The following is a 13766-nucleotide window of genomic DNA, read 5'->3' as shown; positions in this document are numbered from 1 at the left end:
ATGCGAAACTAAATCAATGTTATTTTTAGTTATCCTAATATATATTTAAGAGTTATTCAATTGTTTTTCTATTTATATTTTGTTTTTTTGAAATGAAGACACATAAATTTCATTTTTAAGACCTACAACATCCTGATTTATTGCTATTATCAATACGTACCATCATATATTTTCATATTTAAGTTAGCCAAACAAATATTAAAACACAAAACTCTTTAAAAAAAGAATAGGTTTATTTTATGTAGAATAACCTAACATTTTACTACTACCACTCATCGTTAGCCTGCACCTTGCTCATCTTGAATATATCCAAGGGTAAATTCCACTGACCTGGTCAGCCACCTGCGGGAATAGACCTGCCATAACGAGCGAATAACCATTCAAAATCCATAGTTTTTCTAAAGCAGATGTACCCAGATCACGTGTCAAGCTTGTAGAGCTGTGTAAAGGATAGTCATATCCATAACAATGGCAGAAGCGCACTTTATACGATCAATAGAATCATCCCGCGTTTGAATGCTAGCATCTTTTTCGTTCCTCTATACCTATATGCATTATTTGACTTGTGCTCTTGTCATTCTAATATATAGGGTTACCCTACAGTCAAACTCGAATTCCTAGGGTACTATGGAAAACAAAGTTTTGAAGATCAAGATGGAGGAAGAAACCGTGTCTAAAAAAAATCATCAATACTTTACTACTAGCGAGCTGGCCAAAACATGTGGGGTAACTAAACATACCCTTTTTCATTATGACGAAATTGGACTTTTGAAACCTGAGTTCACCAATTCCAAAGGGTTCCGTTATTACTCTATTCATCAGTCTTACGTGCTTGATATTATCAATGTACTTAAGAAGACAGGAAGCTCACTACAAGAGATCAAGGAATTTATTCAGAATCAGAACACATCTATGTTCGTAAAACTTCTAAAACAGAAACAACGTGCTCTGGAACTTGAACACCTTAGAATAGAACGGATGCAGAGTTTTCTGAAAAGTGCTATCGACATGACGGAGCAGGCCATGCATGTTTTGCGAGATGCTCCGACGTTAGAGCAAAGTGAAATGGAATATTTCATTGCTACACAGTTAGACCCTGAAGATGGTGACAAGGGGTTTGCCAGCAAATTAAGTGAACATCGAGAGTATTGTGAGAAACACTTTATAAATCAAGAATTCCCTATCTGGGCCATTCTATCTAAGGAACGTTTTGTATCAGGGGATTACTATCCCGATTATGTGGCCAATATGTTGAAAGCTCCTATTCAGGGAGAAAGATTGTTTATCAAACCGAAAGGGCAATATGTGGTCATGGATCATAAAGGGCCATACGAAACGATGTCAGATACGTATTCGATTATAAAAAAATACATGGATAGTCATGGAATGATAGTATGCGGAGATGTATACGGAATGGAACTGCTTAGTTATCATGCAGAGAAAAATCCTAACAATTATATAATCCGAATATCCGTTGAGGTTTTAGCATAGTGTGTGGATTTTCTAATAAGACATTTGGGGAAGATTAGTCAGTTTACCCTTCGATTTATTAAGTTTAGAATTTGAATTGTAAGTGATATCATTTTGTATGGGTGAAGAATGTATTTTTAGTTCATTCATGCGGGGACAGTATCCAAGATAGACAATACTCTTTTTTCGTAATGATTGCATTAGCGTCTATTAATGTTTTTAAATTATCTCATTAAGTAGCTTTTACGGGTATTCTCTCTTTGGACAGTACTTGTTAAATTTGAACATTGGTGTGTCATTGCTCCCCATCGAATAATCTTTAATCAAGATTATTCGATGATGCGTGGTATTTCATTTGCTGTAACCAAGAAGTCTAAAGAGAATCTTTCTGTTGCCAACCAATAAATAACACAGGAAGAATATGATATGGCTTATCAAGTTTACGCGTATACCTAACAAATCGAGCCACTTTATAATACGATCATTACCCAAACACCAAATAAATTGCTTCCTAAATGAAGGTTGTTAATAAATTTTTCAAACTATACTCAGGTGATTTTTGGAATAAAAAAGACGCTCCAGGTTCCCCTGAAACGTCTTTTAAAAAACCACAAATATGAGCCCTAACGGTCGACATCAAAGTTTGCGGAGCTACATATTCTGTGCCTAAGCTTACGCTTCCCTCCGGCTGCGGTAACGCCCGGCGATCCACCTTACCGTTCTGCGTCAGGGGTAATTGCTCCAGCTATACGAAATACGACGGGCACCATGTAACAATTCACGATCCATTGCATAATTCCGGAGCGTTTGAAGCAGAAAGCTCTTACCGTTTCCGTATCGTCCGGTGATAAACTTAAAGGCTGCTCCTCCATCTGCAATATTCTCCATATCTCTTAAAATAGCCTCGACCTCTGCCCTACGGCCAACAGCGATATGCTCAAGTCCTACCCGTGGGACCACACCGGCTGTCAGAGAGTTCACGAGCGCCGTGGTGAGTCTCTTTGGAATTTTCTGTTCAATCATTTCGCTCACCTCTTCAAATTCTTCACATAATCCAGATAGTCTTCAACGATGCCATCTTCAGACACAATCAGATCGCCAATGTGCTCCATCGCGGCTTGGTTAATATCATCGATAAGAAGTGTTGGCATTGTTCCGTACTCATCTGCCAAGCGGCTTAGCTTTATTTCTGGTGCATCGCTCATGAGTGCTACCAAAGCTTTTAAGTGGACTTCCTCTAAGACTTCCGCTAGAAGCGACCACTCCTCTCCAAGGGCTTCCGTATCCCATACCCACTCTGCGGATGTAATTAACCCAGGTGTTTCTTCTATAGCTGCATATTCTGGCCGAGCTGCCGATTCATGCGAGGATTCGTCAGACCTATGGGTATTATCTGATGGCTCGAGTGAAGATCCCACTTCTTCAATCGTTAACATCTCGCGCACATACTCTGTATCCAATTGAAGTTGAGCCAGTTTATTCGTGTCAATTTGAATGACAGGTGCATTGGACTCCTGGGTAAACTCTTTTGATAAATAACGATCAATTAGCGTCTCAACTTCAGGCTCCAAGGAAATTCCTTTTAACCGCCCCTTAAAGCTCCTATAGTCCCGAAGCTTATTCTCGGCAAATTTAATAATCTGCGTAACATATTCACGCAGTGGGCCATGATTATGAACGGGCAAATGGCTGACAGCAATGGTGTTGCCGTATAATGTACTGTTATAAACTGCACTGCGGAAAAGATACCTTTGCGTCAGGTGTTCCTCACCCGGAGAAAGCATGTCCATTAGACTCATGTCATATATTTTGGTAACATATGCATCTACGACGGCGAGAATACGGGGAATATAGTATTCAAGATCGTCCTTCCCTTCTCCTAGGTAGAATTTGCTTCCTTAATGTCATAATTTCTTAAGGTTAAGAGCATATTCAATGAGACCTGAAGGGGCGATTCCTGAAATTTTCTTAATAGCTCAATATCAAGAAGTTCGCCAGGCAGCAGCTCTGGCTTCCTTGAAAATACCTCCATATTCCCCATTATAAGTGTGGCGTATATTGTGACTATCTTTTCTGTACAGGAAGGATAAACTGGGTCTCATGAATCTTCAGATGTGAATCATACGCAGCGACATTAAACTGAACCGCGCCTGCTTTTTGATCATAGAATGCGTACACCCATGTTGCATGATTTACGCTTTTACCGGGTTTGACATCAAGAGCACGATCCTCACCAGGCACTTTTAACGTATAGTGAGCACCGTCTGCCATATTATTGGCATCTTTAGCATCATTCAGGTAAAAGTTCGCTTTGGTAAAGGCCAGTGGCTCACTACTGGATGGGCGAAGGTTTTTGTAACTGTAATCAACAATCAATACCTGTTTGGCTGGCTTGTAACCGTCTGCCTCATTGGCACGGAGTGAAGTTTCATGAATCGAATTAACGGTGAATTCCCATTCACCCTTCACCTTCCATGTCTCACCTGCTTGATATGCTTTGACAGACTTGGTTGTAGAAACAGGAGCAGCAGATGTAGACGCAACAGCAGGAGCTGTCGCCAGCACGGTTGTCAGGCTTCCAATCAGAAGGCAGGCAGACAGTATACCGAGAGCAGTTGTTTTTTTTGTTTTCATAATGGATTCAACCCTTTCTTCAATCGCTAATTTGCTAAAATAATTGATCGCGGATGGCGGTGCCAGCTTTCTTTCTTCCATATGAATCAATGTGCTTGCGTAATCTGAACGCCGCTGCTGGCCGATACGTCGAACAACCGCTTCATCACAGCGCATCTCAATATCTCGATTGACCTGTGCGCACATCAGCCAGACGAATGGATTATACCAGTGCAGCAGAACCAGCATTTTGGCCGCACTATCAAACCGCCGAATATGCATATATTCATGCGTTAAGATGTACTTTAACCGTTGATGATCATTCCAGTTGGTCGTCATCGGCATCAATATAACGGGTTTAAATATCCCATAGGTGAGTGGAGAGACAACATATGGGCTTTGTCTGATCTGAATACGACGCTTCAGACGGTGCTGAGTTGTCCATTCTTCCACAAATTCATTGGTGACTAGCTGCGCAGAACGAAACTGGCGGTACAAGAAAAGGTAGTTGATAACCAAGAAGACTGCACAACCCAGCGCACCTGTAAGCCAGATGATCGTCCACACAGGGAATGCTGAAAAAGACTGAGGCATTACAGTAGGCATTACATCTGCCTTTCTTACCGCTTGGGCTGACGATGTACCGGATAGCACTCCTACCCATGAAGATAATACAGTGGCATGTAGCGTTCCGTTTGTCGCAGTTGATGTGCCTGCAGCTGTGTTCAGCATAGAGTACAGATTCCACGGCGATGGTAGGGAAAAGGGAATACATAAACGCAGCCATATCACTCCCCACAACCATATAAACGCCTTACGGGGCAGTCTGTTTCTGGCAATTATCCGCACGATCACTACGCTGCTGAAATATCCGTTGCAATCCAGTTCATCTGGAGCACCTCATTCATCCAGTTCATCGACCATTTTTTTTAACCGCTCAATCTGCGCATCAGAAAGCTCTTTTTTTCCGAGTAGCGAAGCAAACAGCTTGTTGCTAGATCCGTTGAAAATTTTATTTACCAGTTCGAGCATTCCCTTTTTTTGCACTTCCTCCTGTGACACCAGCGCATGGCACATAAAGTTAGGTTCAGAGCGTTCAATTGCTCCTTTTTTGATACAGCGTTTGATCAAAGTATAGGTCGTATTCACATTCCAACCGTATTTGTCGGACAGGGCAGCGGCGATGTGCTTGGCTGCTGTATCGCCTTCCTGCCAGAGAACAGACATGACTTTCAATTCAGAGTCCACCAAATTAAGTTTGTCCATAAATCCGCAACCGCTCCTTTCATAAGACAACTGTAGTATATACACATTATAATACAGTTGTCTTATGGAAAAATCAATGTCAAAAAAATAACAACTTTGAGATCTGGTAATTATATATGATCTCACTATAGTGCTTTCTAAGTGCACTAATAAACATTTTCAATACCTTATACTAATCTGAAAACTTTCCGTCGCCAAGGTCACGCTTGAGGTTCTTCGAGATCTTTATACTTCACATAAATGTTTCAAATACCTCCAAGCACGGAATTATTAGCACTAGGATATCTGGCTATGTATATAAATTGCGTAAATAAAATCGTATTTCTAACGCCGACTCGTAAATTGGCTTCTTATCTCCAAGCTTTTCAACTACTCTTGTTGTCAGGTGTTAGATAGCTCATTACAACCTGCTTAACTTTATCGGAAAGAACGTGTTAAGCAAGTGAACATCACCATAGGTTTGATTGCTTTGGGGGGAATTGCTAGACACAAAGAAGCTTTTTTAAGTCGACTCTTTCGCTCGACTAATGATCCAGTTTTGCATCATACACTAAAAGACGGGAAAAACCAATTTTAATAAAAAAATGCCCCACTCTATATGAATGAGGTCTCATTTTGAGATATCCAATCAGCTAGCTCTTTTGCAAGTTCCTTACTTCCTGTAATCATATCTTCATTAATTTCCGGAAAGAGTTGTATAAATACCAATGGTAATTCTTCTTGTAAAACAGGTGCATCCTTGTCTCTCGAGTACAGACAAATCACACTACTAACCACGGATCTTCTTCGGTTCAAAGATGTGGTCAGCCCCTGATAATAAATAGAGTTGTACTTAGATAGTTGCGTAAATACATTAGTTGTAAAGTTTTCGTTATACAGTGAATTATATTTTCTATGCTTTGCATCGAGAGCAATAGAAGACAAGAACAGCGGCCGATCACCTTTTTGATAAAGGTCTAAGCGAATATCTGGTTGAATCAACTTTGTAGAAAAGAACAAATCCCCAACATTTTTCGCATCTTCACGCAAATAGATTAACTTATCGTACCATATGTGAATTAAAAAATTCTCATTTTCGAATTCTAAAAGGAATCCGGAATGTAAATCCAATAACGCATCCATTTTGTGCTGATATTTTAATTCGAAGCCAAGGCTTTTTATTATATTTACAACTTGGAAAAAGGAAAATTGCTCATATATTTTCCATGTTGGTTTTAGAATTTGAACAATATGATTAGGTCTAGTTTCTCCATGTATTACTTTTCTACAGTCTTCGTACGTATCACTTATTAAACAATAATTTCTGTCTTTAAGGTAAGGTTTCCGCAGCCCTCTCTCCACATCTTTCAAATTGGTAGAAGCAAGTACATATGAAAATCTTCCAACCATATCCTGTATAAATTTATCCCAACGAACTAACACACTCAATTCGCGGTCAGCCTTTTTTATTTCATCCTCAATACGGAACGCGATAGACTTTATTGAATCTCGTGATTCTTTTGAAACCTCACGTTCATGCCAAATCAAGTTTTTTTTAGCCTCATTCACTTTTTTTTCGTCTTCTTTAAGCCATATATGATCCAGATAATACTTGCAATCCTCTTTAATCATTTTTCCTACCCGAATCATTTCAGACTTCCAGGAAATTAAAACATGTTTTATCCACTTATTTTCTGGAAGGTCATAATCCAATATCTTGATCTTGTTCAACTCAAGGGAATTTCCATGAATTGTAGTCCAACGCAAGCCTTTCTGATCTGTTTTTCGCTGAAAGGGTTGTTTTACATATGCGGTTATAACTTGCGTTTTTAGATTACGTTCAATGTGATAAAGAGCAGAAACAATTTTCTCTTTATCATTCATAATTCGTAAGACATAATCGTAATATGATTTAGTTTTAAGGAAATCATAATCGCTACCAATCGACTTCGATGTATAAATGAGGTCATAACATATACCTTCGATTTCTTGTTCTAAGAGCAAGTGCATATGTTGCACCTGCTCTGTAGATAGATGAATAGGGGACACAAAAAATGCAGATGAAAAAACCTGGTCATTATAATGAACATCAAATAAATAGACGCCTAGTCTCCAAGGAAATGACTCCCCCTTTTGATGTTGAAACAAGAGACTTGTGTTATCTCTATTTGTTAACGGGACGATTAATTCGATCATTTTCCCATCATCATCATAAGAAGCACTCTGAAGCACTATCTTAGCATTAAGATCAACATCGAAGCCATCTTTAGCATACAATCGTACACCCAAAGGGATATCTTCCTTCACTTGAATTAATACCTGAATGGACTTGGGGGTTACTTGATTTTTCCCCCAATACTGTTTCACTATTTGTTCGTTGCGGGAGTTGGGTTTTGAGAAAAATTCAACTTCAAACGGCAATACATCTGCATCATAGAGCATATCCATTCCTCGACAATTCTTTAGCTTTTTGTTTAATAAAATTTAATGATGTTTTAAATTCATCTTCTCCAGAGATTTCCTCTAGCAATAGTCGGGCAATGAGCCCTGGTTGATATTTGTTGTTCTCAAGATCAAAAGTCCCTACTAAATCTTGAATTTGTTCTCGATGCCCACGTATTTTTGTAAGGATTCGTTGTTTAATTTGATAATCAAATCCTGTTTTTCGAGTTACAAAGAGATTTCCGTCTTTATCTAATGGAATGTTAGATAGATATTTCCCAATGCCTTTAGCAATGCGAAATGACACTCCGATTTGCGAGTCATATTCACTCATTAAAGAATGAAGCCGATCCAACAAAGAAATCTCACTTTCTTCTAGTTTGGTCTCCTTCCTTGTCCACTCTTCTCTATATATTTTTCTGTCTACCACTGTCTCTTTATCAAAAATCTCATTTTTAGTTTCCTTGTCAACCAAAGCTTCGCCGAATGTGACCTTTTCTAAGAATATAACATTCATTCGATCGAGCATCCGGTTTGAGAAGTCTTTGGTGGTTTCATCAAAATTTGCTGTGCCCACAAATAATACGTTGTCGCGGATGGGGATACCCTCTTTGAGTTTACGATTATGGCATACGGCATCTTTACTGAATAACTTTAGTTTTCGTTGATCTTTTGGCAATTCAAGCAGCGAAATGAAAGGTGAAAAATAATGCTCTACTTGTCCTAGATTCATTTCATCGAATAACACCATAAATAGCTCATTTTCTCTCTCACTTGCTTCTTCCAAAAATGAAACAAGTCCTGTTTCACTTTCCATAAACAATCCCATCTGGTGATTGAGATAACCCAATATGTCAGAAGGTTCTGTATATGATGGCGAAATGGGCACCATCAGCAAGTTCTCATCTTTCTTAACCCCCAACGCTTTTGCATATAAAAGAGCCAACTGTGTTTTACCAGTTCCGCTCATTCCACCAAGCACGGCTATATTCTCCGTTTTTAAAGCCGCATGGAAATTAATAAGAGCCTCTTCTTCTTGATAGGTTAAACCTTCTTCATCTGCAAAATATTTAAGCCTCGAAATGAATTCCACTTCGGATAAGGTTTGGTTCTTTTCTTCTATTTCCTTTGCTTTACCCCCTTTTTTTACAGATATATTTTCCTGGAGCATGACTGGCTTTCCTTTTGTATGAAACAAATCACGCAATTTGCTTGCATAAACATCGGTTGTAAAACCTAACTCGCGATAAGCGCTTTTAACATTATCCCAATAATCCGGAATATCGTTTAAAGCTAACTTTTTAATTTGCTCCGGCTTTTTTCCGTAATAAAGATTTATATTCGATCCGGTTTCTAAAATATCTTGATAAGGGATAAAGTACAAGTATCCATCACATAAAATAAATTCAGGAATATCCATATAGTTTGGGTAATCTGGCAATTGAATTGGTGATCTTTCAAATAGGGACTTTTCAAATCGAGCCGCTGGAACACCGTTTTTTATTGAAGGAACACTAACATAGTAATTTGAATCCACTTTATCATCGCTAACAAGAACAATATCGAAATTGTAATGATAGGGATGAATGATGTTATCATGACGTACCGACAATTTAGGTCGGAATAAAATTAGTTTATTTTCTAAATGGTCTCTGAGAAATTGAATCTTATCAGATTGCTCATAGTATTTGATGCTCTGTAGATACCGAGAATTGCGATCATCAAAAGAGACGTAACACTCTTTATGGTCTTTATTTAGTATATTTTTGATAATTTTGGGTTCATCTGAAATTGCTTGTACATAAAAAACAATTGTATCCTTATCATCATTTTGAACCCGCGTAATAGCTCGGCGCTCCTTACCTAAAGGTGGTATTCGATCCGGATCCGACTCGTCAGCCAGCCTTCCTAATATGTAGCAATTACTGATTTCTCGTTTTACTTTCTCATTGATTTCAATGTTACTTGTGATCATCGTCATTCTCCTCATACCTTAGTTATAAACGCTAATATATTGTTTTAGAAGTTGTACATAGTCGCTGTATTCGTCATACTGAAAGCCATTTTGGTTGAAATAGTTTTTAATCTCTACCCATTCACGTGTATTAGAGAAAGTAGAACGATCAATAAACCAAACTTTCGATTTTAAATTAACGATAGTTCCATTCTCTTTCTCTCTTAATAAAAATCGTTTAGGGTAAAGGCTATTGGAAAATAGCTCTTTCAGTCTTGCATCCGCTCGATCCGTCACTATGATTGCATCTCTGGACTTGGGGATTAATTCAAAAAAGAGGCTATTCAAGTTTTCAATCTTGTCACTCATGTCTATCTTTTCTCTCAATTTATCTTCTTTTTCTTTGACTATGTTTTCATAATTCACGACCTCTTCATTCAGTTGACTTACTTCATTCTTCATCCTATTTAGTTCTTGTGTTAAACGCTCATTATTTTTCCTCATATCATCTAGTTTCGTTGTCAGCTGCTGTGTCGTTTCACTTGCCGTAGCAACTTCTTGCATCGTTCGAACATGAATCTCCTGGCTTCTCTTTTCTTTTTCTTTCGTGTACAGGAGATAAACTATGGGCTCTAAATGTTTATGTTTCGATAATAAGCTTACAAAAGCCATCAAACGCTCAAGTTCTATTAGTCCCATTGCCCATGTAAATTTAACTCGTACGCTCTTTTTTTCTTGGAGGGAACTCATTACTTTTTCCCAACGGTCTTGCTCTCTACAACTTTTAAAAAATTCAATATATTCTTCTAGTGTGGGATAATTGGTTTCATTTTGGAACTGAAGAATTGTCCTTTCCACAATATCTTCATCGGTAAAAGTTGAAATTCCATACAAGAATTCATTTTTTTCTTTTGCATTCGTACTGAACTTTTCAACGTGTTCGGTATATTTTTCCTTGTGTAATTCGTAAATCAGGGACAATTTTTCATAAGGGCGAAGATTATAGTCCATCTCAAGCTCACTAATCAAATCTTCGAAGGACAAATCTTTGTATTTGGGATACTCTTTCAAAATTCTTTCGGAAATTTGAATATAAAAAAAATGAATCAAAATTTTCCCTCTTCCCGATCGTTTAGCCCCTATCCCTTTTTTCATTGCAGCGGTAATTAAATTTCGGAGCAGTTCATCTGAACGTGTTGATAGACTACTTTTTCGAAATCCATCGATAGATAAGTTAAAATCATTACATATTCGCAGCATATCTGCCTTTGTTAGTAACCAAGGTAACCATTCGCTCTCGTGCATTATCCAACCTCCCAATCTATACAAATTATACCATGCCATAGTACCTACCTCAACGAATTATGAATTATGAGTATAGTGACGAGTCTTAAACGGTAGTTCATAATGTAGAGACTTCTTTGAATTTTTGCATTGATTTGCAGTACTGGACCGAAGGATTTGTAATTTTATTTGAATTTGGTTTTCCAGTTTTCTTTTTTAAAGTATTTTGTAATTTCATATAAAATTGATTTTAGTAGGGAACGGAATAAATTTCTTTTTGTCATTCATATTTATCAAGAACTTTATCCCATAAAACAAACAGACCGTGACTTTTGCGACCTTTAACTCCAAAACCATTCCTCTTTTCGCCGATCGTTACATTTGTTCATTTTGCGTGACACAAATTTACCTACAAAAAAATAAGAGCCCTTCATCTGGGGCTTTTGGTGTTAAAGATATCTATGTGATTTTGTGTCATTCGATAATAATTTGAAAAATAAACACAAGCTTGCCTTTCAACGTACCACGTTGTGACTTAACACGCGGGCCACTGCTAAAAACGCAGCCCTATGGTCATTATATGCATCACACCGGGGGTCAGTTGATTTATAGAGCATACCTTTTCCGCCCATATTTGTTCTCAGCTTAATGCCAAACGAATGCAGCTGGTCAGCGATAAATGCGGATGTTTTCGTTTCCTCAAAAGAAAATTTTTTTTGCAGCATTTATTAACACTGGGAAATTAGACACCATATTATTTGATGATCTTCTGACAATGAATGTATATAAGATTATGTAAGGGTTATTGTCAGCCAATCTGACATGAGGATTGTTGTTAGGTTACAAGAACATCCTTCGAACCCAAAGCTTAATTGTTACAAAAAATCCCCTTCGGTATGCCACTCGGTTTAGTGGCTCATCCACGCTTATTCACTTTGATAAGAAGCGACAGTATCAAATTTAGAAAAGTTTGTTAATAGAAGCTGATCATTATTTAAACAATAGGGGACAATTTCATTTGAATAAAGGACAAGAACTAGACCCTCCAAAGGTTTTGTTTTTGTCCTCCAATATGTGCTGTGTTTCAAGAGCTTTCTAAACTTTATACTGGGTGCTTTCTCTGCAGAATGGTCACAGGACGTCACTAACTCATTATTCTTTATTACAGACAGGAACAGCTCTCATTATCATCCAAGAGTGATTGCCATAGCCACATTGGCGGTTTAGACTGAATTGCTATTCAAAGATCTCTTTATAAATATTAATCATCTTACGAATATTCTTATTTTCTTGTTTCATTAGTTTCGAAATTAAAATGTATATTAATTTATTTTTATCTGTATTTTTTTCAATAGGATTGTCGCCGAAATAAAAAAACTCAGAAGGGCTCATTTCTAAAGCTTTAATCAGCTTTTCAAGTGTTTCAATTGAAATATTCCGCTCCCCTCGCTCTACTCCTCCTATATATGTACTTTGTAACTGAGCACGCTCGCCAAGTTGTTCTTGGGTTAAGCCGCGCAATTTTCTTATTTGCCTAATACGAACCCCAATAAGTTCAGCTAAATCAGTCACTCATACCACCACCTACATTAAGCGTAAATAGATGAGTGAAATCAAAACAGATCTTTATACTATAAATACCATTGTAAAAAGAACTTATAAGTTCTATATTTATTTTATTCAAAAAACATCATGGAGTGACAATATTATGGACCAAAGAATACCGCAACAAGTTGTTATTGAAAACGTGATCCAAAGCAAAATGCGTGGCAAGGTTATTTATCAAAGTAACGTGCCGGCCACTATAGCGTTAAACCTTACTTTTGTTAAACCATATGACGATAAGTCAGGAAAAGGATACCAACGCCCAGTAGATCCTAAACGTTGTCATGATTTTGCTTTGTACTTATCCAAAGGCGATGATGCTTTATTCACCCCTGTGTTGTTAAATGCTTGTTCTAACTGGGAGTTTAGCGCTTATGACAAACTACGGCCTAATTATGGCCGCCTATTCTGTAAAGGGAAGGCTTCTCTTATGGATGGACAGCATCGGCTTGGCGGTATTCAGAGGTATATCCAAGAAACAAACGCAGATATCATGGTTCCTTTCTTAGCGTTTCATTCCCTGGATGAAGATGAGGAGATTCATTTGTTTGATACCATTAACACTAAAGCCAAAGGGATCGGCCCTTCCCTCAGTAAATACTTAAGGCGTGACTCTGATGAACTAAGCTGGGTTGCCACCGAATTACTTGTTCGTAAAGAAAGCCCGTTTTATAACATTGGCAGTATTATCGGGAAACGAGTCAAAGGCCGCCACATTACCTTGCAAAATCTCTATCGCACCCTTCATTTCTTGTTTAAGAAGGATGATGTAGCAATATTATCAAAAGAGGAAAAACTCAATATTGCACTACATTATTACAATACATTAAAAGACACGTTCTCTTATGAATGGTTGGATTATGGCGGTCATCGTATAACTCATATAGTTTGTCTAGATGCCTTGTCTATAGCTGCTGGGATTGTACTTGACAAGTTTTTTTCACTTGAAAAAAAGAAAATTGACTACACGTCACTAACCCGCGCTGTACAAAAGCTGAAGGATATAGATTGGTCTTCAACTGGACATCTTCGTTATCTTAAGGGATTGTCTGGATCTAAGTCTTTAGCGTCTGAACTCGCAGACATCATGGCTAAATAATTAAAAAGAGCCTGCAGAATTGAAAGAAACTGCAGTGCTCTTTTGGTTTAAATA

General features: G+C 37.9%; 9 protein-coding genes and 1 pseudogene. 2 read left to right on the top strand and 8 right to left on the bottom strand.

Annotation, left to right across the window (positions count from 1 at the left end; genetic code table 11):
• Nucleotides 1-669 precede the first annotated feature (669 nt).
• The gene (locus tag NSS66_RS23965; RefSeq protein ID WP_076265042.1) at nt 670-1491 is read left to right on the top strand and encodes a MerR family transcriptional regulator; all 822 of its coding nucleotides are present in this window, start codon (nt 670-672) and stop codon (nt 1489-1491) included.
• 750 nt (nt 1492-2241) lie between these two features.
• Here the strand turns inward: NSS66_RS23965 and NSS66_RS23960 are convergent.
• The 8 genes and pseudogenes from NSS66_RS23960 to NSS66_RS23925 form a co-directional block, all read right to left on the bottom strand.
• A pseudogene (locus NSS66_RS23960) lies at nt 2242-2493 on the bottom strand (BREX system ATP-binding domain-containing protein); the annotation flags it as partial.
• Nucleotides 2494-2498: 5 nt separating this feature from the next.
• A complete protein-coding gene (locus NSS66_RS23955; protein WP_076265040.1) occupies nt 2499-3254 on the bottom strand; it encodes a tellurite resistance TerB C-terminal domain-containing protein in 756 nt (251 codons plus the stop codon).
• A 280-nt stretch (nt 3255-3534) separates the two neighbouring features.
• Complete coding sequence (locus NSS66_RS23950; RefSeq protein WP_256703662.1) at nt 3535-4932, bottom strand: M56 family metallopeptidase; 1398 nt, start codon at nt 4930-4932, stop codon at nt 3535-3537.
• 51 nt (nt 4933-4983) lie between these two features.
• A complete protein-coding gene (locus NSS66_RS23945; protein WP_076265039.1) occupies nt 4984-5349 on the bottom strand; it encodes a BlaI/MecI/CopY family transcriptional regulator in 366 nt (121 codons plus the stop codon).
• 594 nt (nt 5350-5943) lie between these two features.
• Entirely contained in the window at nt 5944-7770 is a 1827-nt protein-coding gene (locus NSS66_RS23940) for a nuclease domain-containing protein (RefSeq protein ID WP_076265038.1), read from the bottom strand.
• The gene (locus tag NSS66_RS23935) at nt 7760-9745 is read right to left on the bottom strand and encodes an McrB family protein (protein WP_340959938.1); all 1986 of its coding nucleotides are present in this window, start codon (nt 9743-9745) and stop codon (nt 7760-7762) included. Before NSS66_RS23935 ends, NSS66_RS23940 begins: the two co-directional genes overlap by 11 nt.
• Nucleotides 9746-9763: 18 nt before the next feature.
• Entirely contained in the window at nt 9764-11029 is a 1266-nt protein-coding gene (locus NSS66_RS23930; protein WP_076265036.1) for a hypothetical protein, read from the bottom strand.
• A gap of 1215 nt (nt 11030-12244) precedes the next feature.
• On the bottom strand, nt 12245-12580 hold the full coding sequence (locus tag NSS66_RS23925) for a helix-turn-helix domain-containing protein (RefSeq protein WP_076265034.1): 336 nt from the start codon (nt 12578-12580) through the stop codon (nt 12245-12247).
• A gap of 31 nt (nt 12581-12611) precedes the next feature.
• Between NSS66_RS23925 and NSS66_RS23920 the strand changes: the two genes are divergently transcribed.
• Nucleotides 12612-13712 (top strand): DGQHR domain-containing protein, encoded by a 1101-nt coding sequence (locus NSS66_RS23920; RefSeq protein WP_256703658.1) that lies wholly within the window; start codon nt 12612-12614, stop codon nt 13710-13712.
• The last annotated feature ends 54 nt before the right edge of the window (nt 13713-13766 follow it).

This window comes from Paenibacillus sp. FSL R10-2748 (assembly GCF_038005565.1).
In the GTDB taxonomy this organism is placed as follows: domain Bacteria; phylum Bacillota; class Bacilli; order Paenibacillales; family Paenibacillaceae; genus Paenibacillus; species Paenibacillus polymyxa_B.
The sequence above is the reverse complement of the archived record's forward strand: the minus strand, read 5'-3'. Positions and strand labels throughout refer to the sequence as shown.